The 17008-nt window shown below is 52.8% G+C and carries 15 protein-coding genes, 1 pseudogene and 1 riboswitch; of the genes and pseudogenes, 7 read left to right on the top strand and 9 right to left on the bottom strand.

Annotated elements, in window-relative coordinates; genetic code table 11:
• Positions 1 to 20: 20 nt before the first annotated feature.
• Positions 21 to 1514, bottom strand: coding sequence for a UbiD family decarboxylase (locus tag HOJ08_03835; protein ID MBT5672569.1), 1494 nt, complete (start codon positions 1512 to 1514; stop codon positions 21 to 23).
• Between the two features lie 167 nt (positions 1515 to 1681).
• Here HOJ08_03835 and HOJ08_03830 point away from each other — a divergent pair, with 167 nt between their 5' ends.
• From HOJ08_03830 to HOJ08_03810, 5 genes and pseudogenes are all read left to right on the top strand, one after another.
• Positions 1682 to 2692, top strand: coding sequence for a cupin domain-containing protein (locus HOJ08_03830; GenBank protein MBT5672568.1), 1011 nt, complete (start codon positions 1682 to 1684; stop codon positions 2690 to 2692).
• Between the two features lie 15 nt (positions 2693 to 2707).
• The gene (locus HOJ08_03825) at positions 2708 to 3430 is read left to right on the top strand and encodes a hypothetical protein (GenBank protein MBT5672567.1); all 723 of its coding nucleotides are present in this window, start codon (positions 2708 to 2710) and stop codon (positions 3428 to 3430) included.
• Positions 3431 to 3463: 33 nt separating this feature from the next.
• On the top strand, positions 3464 to 4939 hold the full coding sequence (locus HOJ08_03820; protein ID MBT5672566.1) for a UbiD family decarboxylase: 1476 nt from the start codon (positions 3464 to 3466) through the stop codon (positions 4937 to 4939).
• Positions 4940 to 4989: 50 nt separating this feature from the next.
• Positions 4990 to 5991, top strand: a pseudogene (locus tag HOJ08_03815) (hypothetical protein).
• A 103-nt stretch (positions 5992 to 6094) separates the two neighbouring features.
• Complete coding sequence (locus HOJ08_03810) at positions 6095 to 6517, top strand: hypothetical protein (protein MBT5672565.1); 423 nt, start codon at positions 6095 to 6097, stop codon at positions 6515 to 6517.
• A 3-nt stretch (positions 6518 to 6520) separates the two neighbouring features.
• Here the strand turns inward: HOJ08_03810 and HOJ08_03805 are convergent, their stop codons facing one another.
• The 4 genes from HOJ08_03805 to btuB all read right to left on the bottom strand — a co-directional run bounded on the left by HOJ08_03805 (position 6521) and on the right by btuB (position 10959).
• Positions 6521 to 7252, bottom strand: coding sequence for a hypothetical protein (locus tag HOJ08_03805; protein ID MBT5672564.1), 732 nt, complete (start codon positions 7250 to 7252; stop codon positions 6521 to 6523).
• A 17-nt stretch (positions 7253 to 7269) separates the two neighbouring features.
• The gene (locus HOJ08_03800; GenBank protein MBT5672563.1) at positions 7270 to 8346 is read right to left on the bottom strand and encodes a cupin domain-containing protein; all 1077 of its coding nucleotides are present in this window, start codon (positions 8344 to 8346) and stop codon (positions 7270 to 7272) included.
• Between the two features lie 166 nt (positions 8347 to 8512).
• The gene (locus tag HOJ08_03795; GenBank protein ID MBT5672562.1) at positions 8513 to 9097 is read right to left on the bottom strand and encodes a hypothetical protein; all 585 of its coding nucleotides are present in this window, start codon (positions 9095 to 9097) and stop codon (positions 8513 to 8515) included.
• A 17-nt stretch (positions 9098 to 9114) separates the two neighbouring features.
• Positions 9115 to 10959, bottom strand: coding sequence for a TonB-dependent vitamin B12 receptor (btuB, locus tag HOJ08_03790; protein MBT5672561.1), 1845 nt, complete (start codon positions 10957 to 10959; stop codon positions 9115 to 9117).
• 118 nt (positions 10960 to 11077) lie between these two features.
• A riboswitch (cobalamin riboswitch) is annotated at positions 11078 to 11340 on the bottom strand.
• A 135-nt stretch (positions 11341 to 11475) separates the two neighbouring features.
• Here btuB and HOJ08_03785 point away from each other — a divergent pair.
• Positions 11476 to 12738, top strand: coding sequence for an MFS transporter (locus tag HOJ08_03785; protein MBT5672560.1), 1263 nt, complete (start codon positions 11476 to 11478; stop codon positions 12736 to 12738).
• Here HOJ08_03785 and HOJ08_03780 read toward each other — a convergent pair.
• The 3 genes from HOJ08_03780 to HOJ08_03770 form a co-directional block, all read right to left on the bottom strand.
• Positions 12735 to 13100, bottom strand: a complete 366-nt coding sequence (locus HOJ08_03780) for an acyl-CoA thioesterase (protein ID MBT5672559.1) — start codon at positions 13098 to 13100, stop codon at positions 12735 to 12737. The two genes, HOJ08_03785 and HOJ08_03780, sit on opposite strands and share 4 nt — an antisense overlap.
• A 7-nt stretch (positions 13101 to 13107) precedes the next feature.
• Entirely contained in the window at positions 13108 to 14268 is a 1161-nt protein-coding gene (locus HOJ08_03775) for a glycosyltransferase family 4 protein (GenBank protein MBT5672558.1), read from the bottom strand.
• Between the two features lie 119 nt (positions 14269 to 14387).
• Positions 14388 to 14816, bottom strand: a complete 429-nt coding sequence (locus HOJ08_03770; GenBank protein MBT5672557.1) for a hypothetical protein — start codon at positions 14814 to 14816, stop codon at positions 14388 to 14390.
• 252 nt (positions 14817 to 15068) lie between these two features.
• On the opposite strand from HOJ08_03770, the gene HOJ08_03765 reads away from it, so the two are divergent.
• Entirely contained in the window at positions 15069 to 16397 is a 1329-nt protein-coding gene (locus tag HOJ08_03765) for an aspartate aminotransferase family protein (protein MBT5672556.1), read from the top strand.
• Here the strand turns inward: HOJ08_03765 and HOJ08_03760 are convergent.
• Positions 16394 to 16990, bottom strand: coding sequence for a glutathione S-transferase (locus tag HOJ08_03760; GenBank protein ID MBT5672555.1), 597 nt, complete (start codon positions 16988 to 16990; stop codon positions 16394 to 16396). The genes HOJ08_03765 and HOJ08_03760 overlap by 4 nt on opposite strands.
• Positions 16991 to 17008 lie beyond the last annotated feature (18 nt).

Here is a 17008-nt window from a genome sequence, read left to right as displayed (position 1 = left end):
TTTCTTCCTTTTTGGGTTTTTTAGGCGTTTAAAAATTTGAGAGTGTTTTTCCATTTTTTGCGAATTTCTGCGGCATATTCCGGGGAAATTGCATTGACCTTCGGAAAATCATCTTTCCAGTGCCATGGGCGGACCGCACTTATGATGATGCGGCTGTTGGTCATGTTGCCAGCTTCCCGTTTCACGGGATCGATCGTTGGGTCAAGATAGCCAGACCAACACCCGTCAATAATATCGGTCTGGGTTTTGGGGTCCCATCGTGTTGCCATGGCCCACATCACTTCTGCCTGATTGGTGATGTCGATGTCATCATCCACGATGATGGTCATCCGTCCCATGAAGGCGGCAGGGCCCGCACCGGTTGCCACCAACCCGGCCATTTTGGCGTGGCCTGCGTGCAATTGCTTGATTGAAACCACATTGATAAAGCGGGTGCCGCCTGCGGGCATTTTCCAAACCCCGGTAATGCCAGGCACGCCTGCGGCTTCCAATGCATCCCAAAGGGCGGCAGAACCGGCAATATGGGTGTGGCGTCCGGGATAGGTTGGGCGAACCGGGGGTTGGCCAATGATGATAGGATCGGTGCGGTGATAAATAGCCCCAACCCGAACCACGGGTTCGGGGCGCATTCCGGAAGAATAATATCCGGGCCATTCCCCAAACGGGCCTTCAACACGGGTTTCTTCTTCGGGCGGTGGCATTACGCCTTCAAAGGCAATTTCGGCATCGGCCGGGATCGGGATGCCGGTTTGAGGGCCTTCGACGATCTTGATGGCACGACCGATTTGGCCCCCGGCGATGGCCAGTTCAGACACCCCCTGGGGATAGCCAACGCGCGCGACACTGCCTAAAATCGGGGCCTGTCCAAAGCACACGACTACGGGGCAATGTTCACCCCGGGCCCAATATTTGCGTCGGATGACATCGCCATGTTTGCCGGGTTCCGTAAACACGGTGATGGTGCGCTTGTCGTGAATCTGGGTGCGGTAGGTGGCAACATTGACCCAATCAGAATCAGGGTCGCGCATTAAAACCACACATTCGGTGCCAAGATATGCCCCGCCGTCTTCGGCATGCCAGATGGGGCGGGGAAAGCGGAAGATATCGACATCATCGCCGGCCATACTATTTTCAAAAACAGGGCCGGTTTTGACCAGTTCGGGTTCAATGGGTTCGACCTTGCGGTTGTCCCGGGTGGCCCGGTATTCGCGAACCGCATCCATGTTTACATCGCCGACCATTAAACGGGATGCGCGGACATTCATGATGATGCGCGAATTGGCATCACAACCGACCATGTCTTCGAACAATAAAACCGGTGGATATGGGTTTTCCAAACTCAGTTCATAAAGGGCACCAATTTCCTGATCTGGATTGGCCCCTGAGACGACATGAAGTTCACCCCGTTCTTCGGAAATGCGCAAAAATTCGCGCAGGTCGCTGATGGCGGCCGTGCGCTGGTCGTTGGTGCCTCGCGCTGAACTGGGCGCAGGCGTTTTAGATTTGCTCGCCATTGGTCTGGCATTCTCCCTGTCTTGGCCGGGGTCTTTGCCTTGTTTTTGGCCCCTTTTGGCGGGTTTTACCCCCTGTCAGGGATAGACAAGGGGGGGCAATTATGCAAGATTAAAAATCAAAATGCATTTCATTTTTTGAATAAACCGGTGCCGGAGGGATGTGTGCCATGGCGACAGACGATGCAATGGCCGCGTTTAATGAAAAACTGTCCAAGGCCAATATTTATGGCCAGTGGAAGGCGGATGCGTTTTTGCAGCAGGTGACCGATGGCCCGCGTCCTGCTGGTGGTGCCAGGCTTTGGCGTTGGGATGATGTATCGGCACTTTTGGAAGAAGCCTGCATTGTTATGCCAGAAAGCGTTACCGCACGGCGCAGCCTGATGTTTTCCAACCCTGATCTGGAACGCCGGGGCACAACCCACACCATTGCCATGGGCATGCAAATGATCCGCCCCGGCGAAGTGGCCTGGGCCCATCGCCATTCCATCAATGCCTTGCGGTTTGTCATCAAGGGTAACAGCGATCTTTACACAGTGGTGGATGGCGAACCGGCGCCTATGGAAAATTATGATCTGGTGCTGACCCCGGGGTGGGCCTGGCATGATCACCACAATGAGACGGGCGGCAATGCTGTGTGGCTTGATGTGCTGGATGTGCCTTTGGTATTGGCACTGAACCAGCCCTTTTACGAAGCCTTTGGCGATGAAACCCAGCCCGTTCTGGATGTGCCAAAATCCCCATCGGTGCGCTACGCTTGGGCCGACATGGAGAAAAAATTGTACGCTGGCCATGATGATGACGAGGGGGATGACGGGGTATTTGTGGAATATGTGAGCCCCATCACCGGTGGGCCCGTCCTGCCAACGCTCAGTTGTTGGGCCCAATGGTTGAAGCCGGGGTTTGAAACAAAGCCAAACCGGCGTACCTCTAGCGCCGTTTATCATGTGGTGAAGGGATCAGGGCGGACCAAAATTGGTGATAGGGAATTATTTTGGGGGGCAGGGGATAGTTTTTGCATTCCCAATTGGGCCCATCACCACCATAGTATTGATGGAGATGGTGCCATTTTATTTTCAGTGCATGACACCCCGCTGCTTAAAGCGCTGGGTATGTTTTTTGAAGAAACAATGTCACATTTGGGCGGTCAGTCCATTCCGGCCCCAAGGGCTGGAAAGTAGATCAGGAGCGCATCAATGCCGGATAAAGATGAATTGGCGGATTTACAAGCCCAGGCATTTATGATGGCCAATGAACAGGTCTGCTCGTCCGGTTATGCCCATCTTTACAGCCTGAAATTCACCAAAGAACGCACCAGAACCTACATCATCCAGCGCACCCATTGGACCCTGAACCGGCGCGATTGCTGGGCCCATGCGCAGGCCTTGGCGCCGATGGATGTGAAAAAGAAAATCTGGGATCACGAACGTGATGAACTGGAAGGTCGCCCCGAAGATGGCATCGATGATCACTACACCCTCAGCGTCAAGGAAGGCGGGTTGCTGGGCTTAACGCCAGACGATTTTATCACCACGCCGCCCTGTGATGGCCTTGTGACGTGCAGTTATGCGTGGCTTCAACTGGCGTCTCAAAGCCCATGGCTGACATCGTTGGCGGCATGTGCGGCGCTTGAACTATCTAATTCTGATGAAATTTTAAAAGATGGCAGCAATTCACGCAGGATCGGCGAGATTATGAACCGTGATCTTGGCATTCCCCTAAAAGCGCAGGCATCCAATGCGGAACACGCCGTGGCCGATGTCAAACACGCCCATATCTTGATGGAAATTGCCGAAGATCACATGCACACTGCGCAGGACATGGAACAAATTCTGGATGGGTTGCGTAAAAGCTGGGCTATTGACCGGGTGTGGAAGACGGTTCTATCTGACATGATGGCGGCATTGCCCGCATCTTGATTTCAAACAAGTGGCGTAAACAGGAGAAACACGTTGGTAAAAAAATCTGAACCGGAAAGAAATTCCGGCATTAATAAAAATGAGGCCATGGCCGATCTCAGGGAGTTTCTGCGTCAAGCAGAGGTAGCAGATGAGCTTGAACACGTTTCCGGTGCCAGTACCGACCGTGAAATGGGTGCCCTGTTCGAGATGAGCAATGAGCATCTTTATCCCCCGGTTTTGTTGTTTGATAAAATCCCGGGGTTTGATCCGAAATTTCGCGTCCTGTCCAATGTGCGCACGGCAAAATTTATTGTGGGCGACCTTACCCTTGATGCGGTGAAGGCATACCGGGCAACGCCAAAGGAAAAATCCAGCCCGATCCCCCCTGAAATGGTCAAGACCGGCCCGTTGTTTGAAAATGTTGTGACTGAGAAGGATGTCGATGTTCTCAAGTTTCCGGCCCCGCGCTGGCATGGAGAAGACGGTGGAGATTACATTGGCACCGAATGTATGGTGATTGTTAAAGACCCCGACAGCGATTGGGTTAACCTTGGCACCTACCGGACGTCGGTGGCCGATAAAACGACGCTCAGCATCTTTATCGAACCGGGTAAAGACGGTGATGTTATCCGGCGCAAATGGTGGGCCATGGGTAAACCGTGCCCCATGGCGGTTTGTGTGGGCCAGGCCCCGATTTTGGGTGTGGCGGCTGCCGCTGCGGCAAAGTCCGGTGATACAGAATATGCCATGGCTGGTGGGCGCATTGGGCGCCCTATACAGGTTGTCCCTGGACAGGTTACCGGTCTGCCCCTGCCGGCCGAGGGTGAGCTGGTGTTTGAAGGCTACATGCCACTACCAGAAGAAGACGCCCGTACCGAAGGTCCCTTTGGGGAATGGCCCGGTTATTACGCATCAGACGAAAGGCCGGAACCGGTTCTTCATGTCAAAACGATTTATCACCGCGATGATCTGATCATCCTTGGCCAGCCGCCGGTAAAACCCAATTATCCCGGGCGCCAAATCAAGATACCAAGGGTCGCAGCGCTCTGGGATGCGATTGAGGCCGCAGGCGTGCCAGAGGTCAAGGGCGTGTGGCAACTGCCGGGTGGTGGATCACGGTTTATTTTGATTGTGTCCATCAAACAATTGCATGCCGGCCACGCCAAGATGGCGGGGCTGGTCACAGCGGGATGTGGGCCGGGGGCTTATATGACGCGCATGGTGATTGTGGTGGATGATGATATTGATATCACTAATCCAGCAGAAGTGATGTGGGCCATGGCCACGCGTTGGGACCCCAATACCCAGACCGATATTATCGATGGATGTTGGACTGGACATATTGACCCGGCCCTGTCGCCTGAAAAACGCGCCATTGATGACATCACCACATCGCGCATGATTGCCTATGCGGTGCGTCCCTGGCACTGGAAAGATGATTTTCCAAAGGTCAATGCCATTGCGCCCGATTACGCTGAAGAAGTCCGCAGTAAATGGGCGGAAACACTGGAGTTTTTGCAAAAATGATTGCCCCCGATTCAAAACTGGCACCGGGCCAGAAACTGTCTGATGAATTTCTGCGTGACCCGTATCTCGAATGGGCCAAAGGCGAAGGCGTGCCAATTGTCGAAGAATTCGGGGTCGATTTGCACACGGTCGAAACCGGACATTGGGCACGGATGGATACCGATGCGGCGTTCGTGCATCTGATTGGGCGGGGTGATTTCATGTCGATCTTTGTGATCGATTTGAAACCGGGTGCCAAATGCATGCCCCAGAAACATCTGTACGAAGAAGTGATCTATGTTCTTTCGGGCCACGGCAGCACGATCATAGAGGTGGAGGGAAAAGAGCATTCTTTTGAATGGGGTCCAAACAGCCTGTTTGCCCTGCCGCTGAATGCGCGCTACCAGCATTTCAATGGATCGGGCACTGAAAAGGCGCGGCTGATTTCCGGCAACAACCTGACGGCGGTCATGAATATGTTTCATGATGATGCATTCATTTTCGATAACCCGTGCGTGTTCAAGGGCCGCATGGGCGATGACAGTTATTTTGAAGGCGAAGGTCGGCGCATCGAAACCCAGCCCGGGCGCTTTATGTGGGAAACAAATTTTGTGGCCGATGTTGCCGGGTTTAAATTAGAAGGTTGGGAACAGCGCGGCGCGCGCAGTTCAAACATGCGGTTTGCGCTGGCCGATGGGGTGATGCATGTCCACACCTCAGAAATGCCGGTGGGCACGTATAAAAAAGGCCATCGCCACGGCCCGGATTTCCATGTTTTGCTTTTGAAAGGCCAGGGCCATTCGTTGTTCTGGTACGAAGGGGATGCAGATTACACCCGGGTTGATTGGCATCCCGGCACTATCTTTGCGCCACCCGGACAGATGTTCCATCAGCATTTTAATACAGGCGCTGAGCCCGCGCGCTATATGCCCATTGCGCTGGGCAGTTTGCGTTACCCGCTGACGGAAGAAAAACGCCATGTCTTTTTGGGCGTTGATGTGTCGATCCAGCAAGGCGGTTGCCAGATTAATTACGAAGATCAGGACCCGCGCATTCATGGCATTTTTCTGGAAGAATTGGCTAAAAACGGGGCTAAATCAGGGATGGGCGATTACATTGATGAATCAGTTTATGATTCAAAGGCAAAAGCCTGAACCTTTAAGTGGGGGATAACAGATGACCGACACACAAGGCATTCAACCCAAAAGCATTTTGCACATTACCATTGGTGTGAAAAATCTGGATCCGGCGACGGATTTTTATCGCGATGTTCTAGGCTGTGAATTGCTGCGCCAGAATTCAAAACACACCATGTCATTTATGCAGGCCGGGAGCTCGTATTTTGTGTTGGCCCAAACCGGTCGCCACGTGCCGCCCAATGGCCCCGGCGACACCATTTTCCATCATGCGTTTATCGTTGATGCAGATGCCTATGACGCGGCGGTCACGTGCCTTGAATCCCATGGGGTTGAACTGATGGAAGCCAAAGGCAAACGCGACAATCCCGATGCCCAGCACAATTCATTTCCGGGCAGGCACGTCTATTTCCACGATCCCGATGGCAATGGTCTCGAAATTACGGATTGCACCGGGGCCTAAACCCTAATCTGCGTGTTTTTCCAGAAGTTCCCCAAGGAAATTGCGGAAGACCCGATCAATGGCCCAGCTTTGTTTGGCGCCAGAGACAATTTGCTCGCGGGCCAGTTCCGTGTCGCCATACATGTTGGCAACATTTAAAAGCAGCTGGGCGTGTTCCAATTCGGCAACCATGTGTTCGGCATTGGAATCTTGCTTGCGAATGGGAATGCCGAGGTCTTTTTCAAGCTTGGCCCCCATGCGTCTGGAAAGCGCCCCTTCCCGGATGATGTCATCGGAATTGGAATATTCAAGGGCAGAAGAGGCTGCACAAGATTCAAGCCATGAGCTGGATTGGGCCAGTTGTGCCCAGGCCATGGAACAGGTGTAGGTCCCATCCATGACCGGCGCGTTGTAATAATCTTCAGGGGTCAAACCCAGCACTTCGCCCTGTTTAACAGCCAGTTCGTAATGATTAAGCCCGCCCCGGTGGGGCACACCATCAAGCTCTTCTTCTTCGTGTTCCCAGACCAGCTTTTTAACCGGCAGGGGCGATTTGGCCAGAACATAGCCCCAGCAATCGCGACGATTGAGGTTGAACATGGCGTGCTGCATGAAAAATTGCTGTGCTCCCTTTAACGTATACGGCGCTGCCAGCATGCGCTTGTAGGCATCGCTTTCGAACTGGTCATTGGCCAATTCCGTCAGCTCGCTTTCAAGTTCTTTGAACGCCTTGGGGTCGATTGTTTTTGTAGCCATGTTCTCTCTCTTATCTGTTAAGGATGCGCGTTGCGCGCGAGTGTATTTTCCGGTTCTTCCCGGTAAAAATCAAATGCCTGTAAAAGGGGCGTGTCGTTGACGGAAAACAAAAGGGCGGGTTCCGTTTTGGAATTGTTTTCATGGGCATGCCATGTCCAGTTGGGAATGACAAAATTATCATGTTTTTCCCAAGCCATGTTTTGTTCATCCAAAACCGTGCGCCCTTCGCCGCCGATCACGAAATAGACGGCGCTGGAACTGTGGCGGTGGGGTTTACCCTTAAATCCTGGCGGCAGCAATTGCACCCAACAGCTAAGCGTTTTCAGCGTCGGCCCACCCTGAGCATTGGTGTATTCAAGGGCAACGCCGTCATAGGGGGATGTGTCCCCGTCAGCCATGGCATCCAGTTGGGCGCGCGTTTCGGCCCATGGATAGCGATATGCCCCCACACTCGACGTGTTTGTGGTTTTCCATGCGGGTCGAAGGTGGGGCGATGTTGGCGCTTGAGAATCGTTTTGTTCCTGGGTGGCCGGGCCCAGTTCTTCGTAGAAATTCTGGTTTAATGCCAAAAGCAACGGCACATCAAGAACGTCCAGCCATGCGGCGGGTTGATCGGATTCGTTGTGATGATCATGCCAGCATTGGCCCGGGGTCAAAATCAGGTCGTAAGGTTCCATGATCAAGGCATCGCCATCAACGACGGTGAAAACGCGCCTGTTGCCTTCGATGCAAAACCGCAATGCCGTGACGGTGTGGCGATGGGCCCAGGCAATTTCGCCGGGGCCGATGGATTGGATGCCGGCCAAAATTGTCTGGGTGGTGCCGCGCCCAAGCCCCGGATTGGTCAGAATCAAGCTTCGTCTTGCGGTGAAGCTGTCGGTCAGTGCTTCGCGTGAACTGGCAAGAAACGGGTAAAGGTCTTTCCATGGCCAGATATGGGGCACCCCCGATGGCAAGGGTTCGACAATGCGCTGGCCATTGGGACCGGTGACCACATTTTCAGGGCGGTTAGCCCCGACCTGCCATTGGCCAAAGACGTTAAACGCCTTCATAGCCTCTTCCAGCTTTTGCAGCTTGTCGTTCTGGCCGTCCATTAGCGGCATCCTCTCCCATAAGGTCGCGCACATTTATTCAGGCGCGTTGATTTCCCAACAGGATATAGGAAACTCAAAGAATGAGAACCACCTTTGACGAATGTCAAAATAATCCTTATTTATTAAATGGTTGGAGGGTTTTTGATTGTGGGCCGTTGTTGAAATTCTACGCCGTATGCGCGTTTTCCGTTTGGTTTCGAGCCAGCGTTTTGATTGCCCCATGGACCAGTGCAGCCACAGCCACATAGACAAACGTGGTGGTCATATAGGGCAGGTAGTATTTGGTAACACTGGCAGTGTATTGGGCCAGCGTCATATCAGCAAAGCGCCCGGAAAAAGCATAGAAGCTGTAATTGGAGATCAAAAAGGCGGTTGATGTTGCAACGAACACAACGAAGGCCAACACCAACAGGCGAGAGCCCGAAACCCGGCCCTGCATCTGGGTGTGGCGTTTGAACCAGTCCCCGCCATGCCACATGGCAGCATAGGTTGGGACCAGAAATACGTAAGCCGCCGTTATGCACCAGGCACTGACGCCACCGATATTAATGGCCAGATAATCGATCATGCCAGCAAGGGCGATCAGGGGGATAAACAATCTCCAGCGCCGCAGGTAAAAGCCTGCGGCCAGAAAAATGGCCAGAGAGGCATCTGGCAAATGCAGCGCATCACCAAAATGATGAAAGCGAGTTGCGATCATGAAGGCGGCAAGAAATGCCAAAATCAGGGTCTCTATGGTTTTCTGGCTCATCGGTATCTTTGGCGTGGTCATGGCGTTTCTCCTTGGCCGAATTTATAGCGTAGCGTTACAAAGAAACCTCTACCGGGTTGGAAATAATGGGTGGCCGTTTGGTATTGCGTGTCAGTCAGGTTTTCAATGCGCCCCTGAAAGCGCCAGTTTTTCATAAATTTATATTCTGCCCGCAAATCGATGGTGGCATAGCCATGGATGGAACGCGTATTGGTCAAATTGTCATAGCGTTCGCCTTCGGCCATGAAGGTACCCCCGATACGCCATTTGCCAATATTGCGATCTGCATCAAGGCGCAGCATATGCCGTGCACGGCGCACTAGTTCATGGCCCCGGTTGGATCCGGTTGACCGGTTTTCAGGATCAAGCAGTGACAGGGCAACATCAAAGGACCACCCAAGATGCGCTCCTTGCAGGGTGGCTTCCAGCCCACGAATGCGTGCCGCATCAATGTTGTTTGGACCGGAAACATCTGAATCATAAACCACCATCTGGTCTATGTCGGTTTGATAGACGTTAAGCCCCCAATTTCCCCATGATGATTTACCCTTAAGCCCAAGCTCCATGGAACGGGATTTTTCGGGGTTAAGGCTGGCACTGCCATAGCTTGGATAATAAAGATTATTGAAGGTCGGTGCCTTGAAGGCGGTGCCATAACTAGCAAAGAGTTTCAGGTCTTTGCGCAAAAGATACCCCCACCGTGCAGACCCGGTGCCAACCCGGCCAAATTGTTCATTGTCGTCACCGCGCAGGGAAAACTGCACATCATGATTGCCAAATTTCCCCTGATACTGGCCGAACAGACCACTGTTGTCGCGCGATGCGGCATCATAATTGGTGGTGCTGTCGATGGTATCGTTCAGAAAATCTGCACCAAGGGTGAACAGGTGGTTCGATAGAAAAGAAAAATCATTCTGGATAGAGGCGGTCTGGCGCGTGGTGTCAAAGGTGCTTTTGTAAACACCGTTCAGAAAATTATCCGATGCATCCAGGGCTTGGCCTGCCATCAGGGTCAACTTCCAGGCCTTCATGGGTGAAAACTTTATGTTCCCGCCGATGGCTTGCTGGATGTTTTCGCTTTCATTGGTGGATGATCCATCAAATTCATTTTCAGAGACTGCCCGAAGTCCATGGGCTTCGACCTCAACCCCGTTGCGAAACCGATATCCGGTGCGGATTGACCCTGAAAGATTTTGATAGCCATCTTCGTCTGGTTGATTGGCATAACAGCCACCCCCGGTATTGCCGTCGCAAGAATCAAAGCTGTCTGTGGCGGTTCGGCTGGCACCAAGGCTGAACCAATGGCGCTTGTCGCCGCCCGATGCCGTGATGGACGTGGTCTGGGTGTTGTTGCTGCCAAATCCTGCGGCAAAATTATATTGCGTCGGGCCCCGGCCTTTTTTGGTGAAAATCTGGATAACCCCACCAATGGCTTCGGACCCATAAAGACTGGATGCGGGGCCGCGAACCACTTCGATGCGGTCAATCTGGCTTAAGGGAATGTCTTGGAAGGCCGCCGTGCCCAGCGTTGCAGAGCCAATTTTTACCCCGTCGATCAGCACCAGAACATGATCGGCTTCGGTACCGCGCAGGTGCATTGAGGATGCTTTGCCGGGGCCACCATTGTTGGTAATGCTCAATCCTGCGATGCCGCGCAGGACATCGTCTACCGATTGTCCCTGGCGGCGTTCAATATCATCGCGGGTGATAATTGTGACAGCGGAAAGCGCATCATCAACGGTTTGTGCCGTGCGTGTGGCGGTAACAATAACCGCCTCAGTTTGTTCAGAAGAAGATGCAGGTTGGATAGTGATGAGTGGCAAAAACAAAAACGTCAAAATTCGTAAGCGTAAGGTATTCATAAATTCCCCCTTCCGCGCAGCCCCGCGCGAAATAGTGTTAACAAACGACATGTGGAGGAAAAGACGGAAACAGGAACGGAGAACCCCCGCCCTTGCGCCGTGACATCGCCCTCCGCAATGCCTACAAACATGCTATGGCCGGTCTCCGGACTCGTGAGCGGATGGGGGAAAACCCTTCCAAAAAACGACGCCTTCCCATGTTTTCTTGGCTAAAAAGCCCATAAACACAGTGGCAAAATGCCGTTTCCATACTCACTTACCGTTGCGGGGGCAGTGCCGGGGTTATTCTCTTCAAAACATATTCTGAGAAGAAAATGCACCGGCTTCCCATTTCATCTGCAGTGCGAAAGCACCATAGAAACCAAAAGCAAGTTCGAAATCTGTATCCCATCGCGCTGGGACAAGTCAAATTTAAATAGAAAAATCTCTCCAAATTTTCGTTTTAGAGACAGAAAAAGCGTAAGATGGAATGCAGAAAAAATTTCCCAGAAAATTCTTGCAGTAAGGAATTGAAACATGTCGTCGATTGAAAGCGCTCAGGTTCCCCTGCGCGTTCAATGCGCCGTATACGGCGTTGGCATGTTTTCAACCACCATGCACTTTATGGCCATGACCATTGTGCCGTTATGGGTGGTGCAGCTTGAACTTTCACCGTTCATTCTTGGGATTGTTTTGGGCTGCCGACCGGTGTTGCCGTTGCTGTATTCCATTCATACTGGTGTGTTGATGGATCGCATCGGGGCCAAAAGGGTTTTGATGTTCTTTGCCATTCTTGGCCTGATCACGCCGCTGCTGTATCCAACCATGCCGTTTGTTTGGGCGATCATCGTGTTCCAGTTGATGTGGGGCATTGCCGATTCCATGGGGTGGCTTGGCGCGCAAATTTTGGTGGGGCAACTGATGCAGGGCCGTGCGATCTATGCGGGCAGGCTTTCCTTCATCAGCCGTGTCGGCAACATTGTTGGCCCGCTTTTGGTCGGTGCCGCCTGGGACATTGCGGGACCATCCGCAGCCTTTGGGGTTGCCAGTGCGTGGGGCATGGGCGCCGTGATCTCGGTGCTGATGCTGCCAGCGCTAACCCGACAAGATAGCGCGCAATCTTCGGGGGCAGGGGACGTGGTTGATCCTTCAGAGCCCAAAAAATCAGTGTTTCGAATACTGGTGCCAAATTTATCGGATTACACCAGTGCCTTTCGTCTGTTGGCCATCCCCACGGTGGCCATTACGGCGGCCATCGGCATGATGGTTCATATGGGAAACAACATTCAGGGCACGTTTTATGTGGTCTGGCTTAATCAGATGGGAATCTCGGGCACCTTGATCGGGGTTTTGATCGCCATTTCTTCTTTTTCGGCCAGTCTGGGCTCTCTTTTGGCAGCACCGCTGGCCCGGTTTTTCCGGCCCTATTGGTTGCTGTGGTCAGTGGTGTTTGTGGCGCTGATCTTGATTGCCATAACGCCGTTGTTTGGAAGTTTTGTGGTGTTGGCGGTGGTGCTTTCCCTGCGCACGGCACTGAATGGGGTTCATCAGCCTTTGGTGATCAGCTTGATGCTGAAATCAGCAGGGACGGAGTCCCATGGCAAGGTCATGGGGCTTCGCGCGACGGCCAACCGGGTGACATCGGTAGGTGCCCCGATCATGATGGGGGCGGTGGCCGAATTTATCGGCATTGAACAAAGTTTTTACCTGATGGGGGCGATCGCTGTATTGGCTATGGTGATGGTTGCCTGGACCATGACCCGACACCCCGAAATTCACACCTCAGGGCGCGATATTTAGGACGGTGTTGTCACCCCATGGGGGGTGGGTCGTCCGTCATCGCCAACATAGACAAAGACAATTTCATCAACATCGGTGATGGTTTGCCCGGTCGATTTTTGGCGGACAGAGCATTTTACCGTGATGGACGATGTGCCGAATTTAAGGGTTTCACAGCCGATCTCTACGATGTCACCGACGCTCGCCGATGAAACAAAATTAACCGTCGACATAAGCTTGGTCACCAGCTTCGTCTGGTCAAGCTGGCAGGCGGCAAAGATAAAGGCTTCTTCATCGATCCATTCAAGAACCCGGCCACCAAACAGGGTTCCGTGGGGATTAAGGTCCTTCGGCGTGATAACTTTGCGTGTGTGAAATTCCATCATTTTTTTACCTTTGTTCGGGATATTGATCGCCCATAAGGGTCCGGTAAACGCCCAATGTTTTTACAGCAATGGCCTCGCTGCCAAATGTTTTTGCTGCGTGTTGTCTGGCCCCATCGCCCATGCGTTTTCTTAAATCACTGTCCTGGGCCAGGGTAGTGATGGCCTCAGCCAGGGCGTTTGCGTTGCGCGCCGGGATCAAAAGCCCGGTTTTGTCGTGGATCACCACTTCTCGTAGGCCCGGGCCATCAACGGCGATCATGGGCAGCCCTGCTGCGGCGGCTTCAATCAAGGACAGCGGGATGCCTTCGCCGTAATACGATGGCAGAACGGCGATATGACTTTCGGCCCATAATTGGGCGACATTTTCAACATGGCCCAGATATTCAATGATGCCTTCGCTGCGCCATTTTTCCAATTGGGCCGTGGGGATGGAAGATGGATTTTCCGGGTCCGGGTCACCGGCAAGGGTGACAGAAACATCAATGTTGCGGTCCTTTAAAATTCGGGCGGCCTCGATCATGTCATCAATGCCCTTTTCCCGGATCATGCGGGCAACCAGGGTGACGCGCACCGTTCCGTTTGGTTCAGGGGCAGGGTGGAACCGATCAAGATCAACGCCGGAACCGGGGATTAAGATAATTCGTTTCGGGTCCACGGCCCCGCTTTCAGACAGTCTGGCACCATCATCGGGGTTCTGGACAATGACCAGCCCATTATCGCGATCAAGAAGTGCTCGAAAGGCCAAATGCAGGATTGGCCGCAGCATTCGCGCTTTGGGCCGGTCTGATGTGAACACAAAACCAAGCCCGGCAATGGCGTTAATGACGCGCGGCACGCCTGCAAAGCGCGCAGCAATAGAACCCAGAATGGCAGGCTTCAGGGCGACCTGATGAACAATATCGGGCCGAAAATCTTTATAGGCCCGGATAATCCTGAAAATAGTTGCCAACGCGTGGAAGGGATTGATGGACCGGCGCGACATGGGAATTTCAATCAGCTCGAAGCCTTCGCCCCGGATGGTGTCTCCATGGTTTGCAACCCGGCACGCAACCCCAACCCTGAAACCGGCATCGCGCAAGGCCCGGGCCACAGGCAAACGATGGGAACAGAAATACCAGTCCTCAGTAACAAGGAAGAGAACCCGTGGGCCTTCCGGTGTTGCCATGGACGCGTGTCCCTTTTGTTTCAGAAAGTTGAAGGGGTGTTCGTGCTGATCTTATAGCCGATCAGCCCGCGCCAAAAAAGGGCAGGAAGCATAATTTAAAAAAAGACGATAAATGCAGGCTAGATAAAGATGTCGAGACCGGCTGATTGCGACAGGATTTGCATGGTGGAATCCCGTGCCGCCATATAGGCCCGCGATCCGTTCTGATGCTGTTCCAGGCCTTGCTGGTCGGGATCAACTTCTTGTGCAATGAACTGGGCCAGAAAAGAACTGGAGCTGGCATCGGCGTTTCGGTCTATGTGTGCCGGGAGGGTGGCACTCTCAGTGGCAGCATCGGTGCCAACCAAGGCGGTTGTACTGGATTTTTCTGTGTTCTTTATCTGGACAGGTTGCTGGAACCCATGGCGGCTGGTCCGATCCGGGGCACTAATCCGCTCTGGCGCAGGGGCGCTTTTGATACCGGCATCGCGTATCAAGGATTGGGCGGCAACAAAATTGCCCCTGCTCCAAGCACCTGCGGTGTATGATTGAATTCCGGAATAATGCAAATTTCGACCCTGAATAAATTTATCTAAAATTTTATACGTTATTTATTTAAAAATTCGTGAGCGTTTCGTCAATAGTGCTAAATAATTATCTAAATTGTTTGTTAACCATGTTAATGGGATTCGTCGTTTATTCACAAAAACATAAGAAATATTGCCATTAATTTTTAAAAATATTTATTTTATAAAAATGCTATTTCGGCATTTGGCACCGTAGTTTTTCGGAAAATGCATTCATTTTTAAAAGGGCCTGAAATGACTGAAAACAAGACCACTCCTGTTCCCAATGATCTTGAATCGTACTGGATGCCGTTCACGGCAAACCGCCAATTCAAGGCAGACCCCAGGCTTTTGGCCAGGGCTAAGGACATGCATTATTTCATGGCGGACGGGCGGGAAATTCTTGATGGCACGGCGGGGCTGTGGTGTGTCAATGCCGGGCATTGCCGCGATGACATTGCCGATGCCATCGCGGCCCAGGCCCATGAACTGGATTACGCGACGGCCTTCCAAATGGGCCACCCCAAGGCGTTCGAATTGGCAAGCCGCCTTGCGGCACTGGCACCGGGTGATCTGGACCATGTGTTCTATACCAATTCAGGGTCCGAAGCCGTGGATACGGCGCTAAAGATCGCGCTCGGCTATCACCAAGCCCGGGGGGATGGCCGACGCACCCGTTTGATCAGCCGGGAAAAGGGCTATCACGGGGTCAATTTTGGCGGCATGTCTGTGGGCGGGATCGGCAACAACCGGAAACAGTTTGGACCACTTTTGTCCGGGGTTGATTATCTGCCCCATACCCACAATCTTGAACATGGGGCTTTTTCCAAAGGACAACCCCAATGGGGCGCCCATCTTGCCGATGATCTTTTGCGCCTGATCACGCTTCATGATGCATCGACCATTGCCGCTGTCATTGTTGAGCCCATGGCGGGGTCAGCAGGCGCCATCATGCCACCGGTTGGTTATCTGGAACGGCTCCGCGAAATTTGTGACGCCCACGGAATTTTGCTGATCTTTGATGAGGTCATCACCGGCTATGGCCGTTTGGGGGCAAGCTTTGCGTGTGACCGTTTAAACATCGTCCCCGATATCATGACAACGGCCAAGGGCCTGACCAATGGCGCGGTTCCCATGGGCGCAGTATTTGTGCGCAAGGGCATCCATGATGCCTTTATGGCCGGGCCTGAGGCGATGATCGAGCTGTTCCACGGCTACACCTATTCTGGTCATCCGCTGGCCTGTGCCGCAGCCCTTGCAACAATGGATGTGTATGAAAAAGAAGGCCTGTTTGATCGTGCCAAAAACCTGGAGGACTATTTTGAAAAGGCCATTCATGGTCTGGATGATGCGGCGAATGTGATCGATGTGCGCAATTTTGGTCTGGTTGGTGCTGTCGAATTCTCAACCTTGGACGGTCGCGTTGGTGCCCGGGCTTACGGGGTGTTCCTGAAATGTCTGGAACTGGGCATTCTGGTTCGCGCAGCGGGCGATGTGATCGCCCTGTCGCCGCCCTTGATTATTTCAGAAGCACAAATTGATCAATTGATGGATGTTTTAGGCACGGCCATCAAAACGGCTTAATCAGCCATCCGGGTTTTGACCATATTGGTATTTTCAGAAAAATCTTTCAGCCAGGCTGCCAGCTTTGGGTGATCGTTTTGCCATGGATCATCAGGCTGGATACGGTCCATGAATTCAAGGGCACAACCAAGGGCGATGGGCACGATGTTGTCGTATTTGGTGAAGGCCTCAATATTTTTTTCCAGCATATCGCGGGTTCGAATGATCTTGTTGATCTGGCGTTCATCCCACCAAGCGGAGCGTTCTGAATCTTCGCGCCGGGTTTCCATGCGGCGTAGTACGGCCGCATCCAGCATGCCGTGAACCGCGGCCTCTTGTTGCAAAACCCGGTGGCGCGCGGTGATATCCTTTGGATACAGGCGGTTTGCGGCCTTTAAATCATCCAGATACTGACAAATCAGCTTTGATTCAATCATCACCAACCCATCATCGGTAACCAAAGTGGGGATTTTGTCCAGCGGGTTGATGGCGGGCAAATTTGCTTCTTTGGTGCGCGCAGGAATGTGTTCCAGAGTGTCAGCCAGACCCAGTTCCAAAGCAACAATATGCACCATGCGAACATAGGGTGACGTTGGGGATTGATAGAATTTCATGGGCGTAATGCTCCCTGA

The sequence above is a fragment of the Rhodospirillales bacterium genome (assembly GCA_018666775.1).
In the GTDB taxonomy this organism is placed as follows: domain Bacteria; phylum Pseudomonadota; class Alphaproteobacteria; order SMXQ01; family SMXQ01; genus JABIXC01.
This window is presented reverse-complemented; position numbering and strand designations above follow the sequence as displayed.

What these genes read in the sequence shown, in the direction of transcription:
- HOJ08_03825 (MBT5672567.1), top strand. Translation starts at nt 2,708, where the DNA reads ATGCCGGATAAAGATGAATTGGCGGATTTACAAGCCCAGGCATTTATG.
- HOJ08_03775 (MBT5672558.1), bottom strand. Translation starts at nt 14,268, where the DNA reads ATGGCAACACCGGAAGGCCCACGGGTTCTCTTCCTTGTTACTGAGGAC.
- HOJ08_03805 (MBT5672564.1), bottom strand. Translation starts at nt 7,252, where the DNA reads ATGGCTACAAAAACAATCGACCCCAAGGCGTTCAAAGAACTTGAAAGC.
- HOJ08_03835 (MBT5672569.1), bottom strand. Translation starts at nt 1,514, where the DNA reads ATGGCGAGCAAATCTAAAACGCCTGCGCCCAGTTCAGCGCGAGGCACC.
- HOJ08_03765 (MBT5672556.1), top strand. Translation starts at nt 15,069, where the DNA reads ATGACTGAAAACAAGACCACTCCTGTTCCCAATGATCTTGAATCGTAC.
- HOJ08_03785 (MBT5672560.1), top strand. Translation starts at nt 11,476, where the DNA reads ATGTCGTCGATTGAAAGCGCTCAGGTTCCCCTGCGCGTTCAATGCGCC.
- HOJ08_03780 (MBT5672559.1), bottom strand. Translation starts at nt 13,100, where the DNA reads ATGGAATTTCACACACGCAAAGTTATCACGCCGAAGGACCTTAATCCC.
- HOJ08_03810 (MBT5672565.1), top strand. Translation starts at nt 6,095, where the DNA reads ATGACCGACACACAAGGCATTCAACCCAAAAGCATTTTGCACATTACC.
- HOJ08_03795 (MBT5672562.1), bottom strand. Translation starts at nt 9,097, where the DNA reads ATGAGCCAGAAAACCATAGAGACCCTGATTTTGGCATTTCTTGCCGCC.
- HOJ08_03760 (MBT5672555.1), bottom strand. Translation starts at nt 16,990, where the DNA reads ATGAAATTCTATCAATCCCCAACGTCACCCTATGTTCGCATGGTGCAT.
- btuB (MBT5672561.1), bottom strand. Translation starts at nt 10,959, where the DNA reads ATGAATACCTTACGCTTACGAATTTTGACGTTTTTGTTTTTGCCACTC.
- HOJ08_03830 (MBT5672568.1), top strand. Translation starts at nt 1,682, where the DNA reads ATGGCGACAGACGATGCAATGGCCGCGTTTAATGAAAAACTGTCCAAG.
- HOJ08_03800 (MBT5672563.1), bottom strand. Translation starts at nt 8,346, where the DNA reads ATGGACGGCCAGAACGACAAGCTGCAAAAGCTGGAAGAGGCTATGAAG.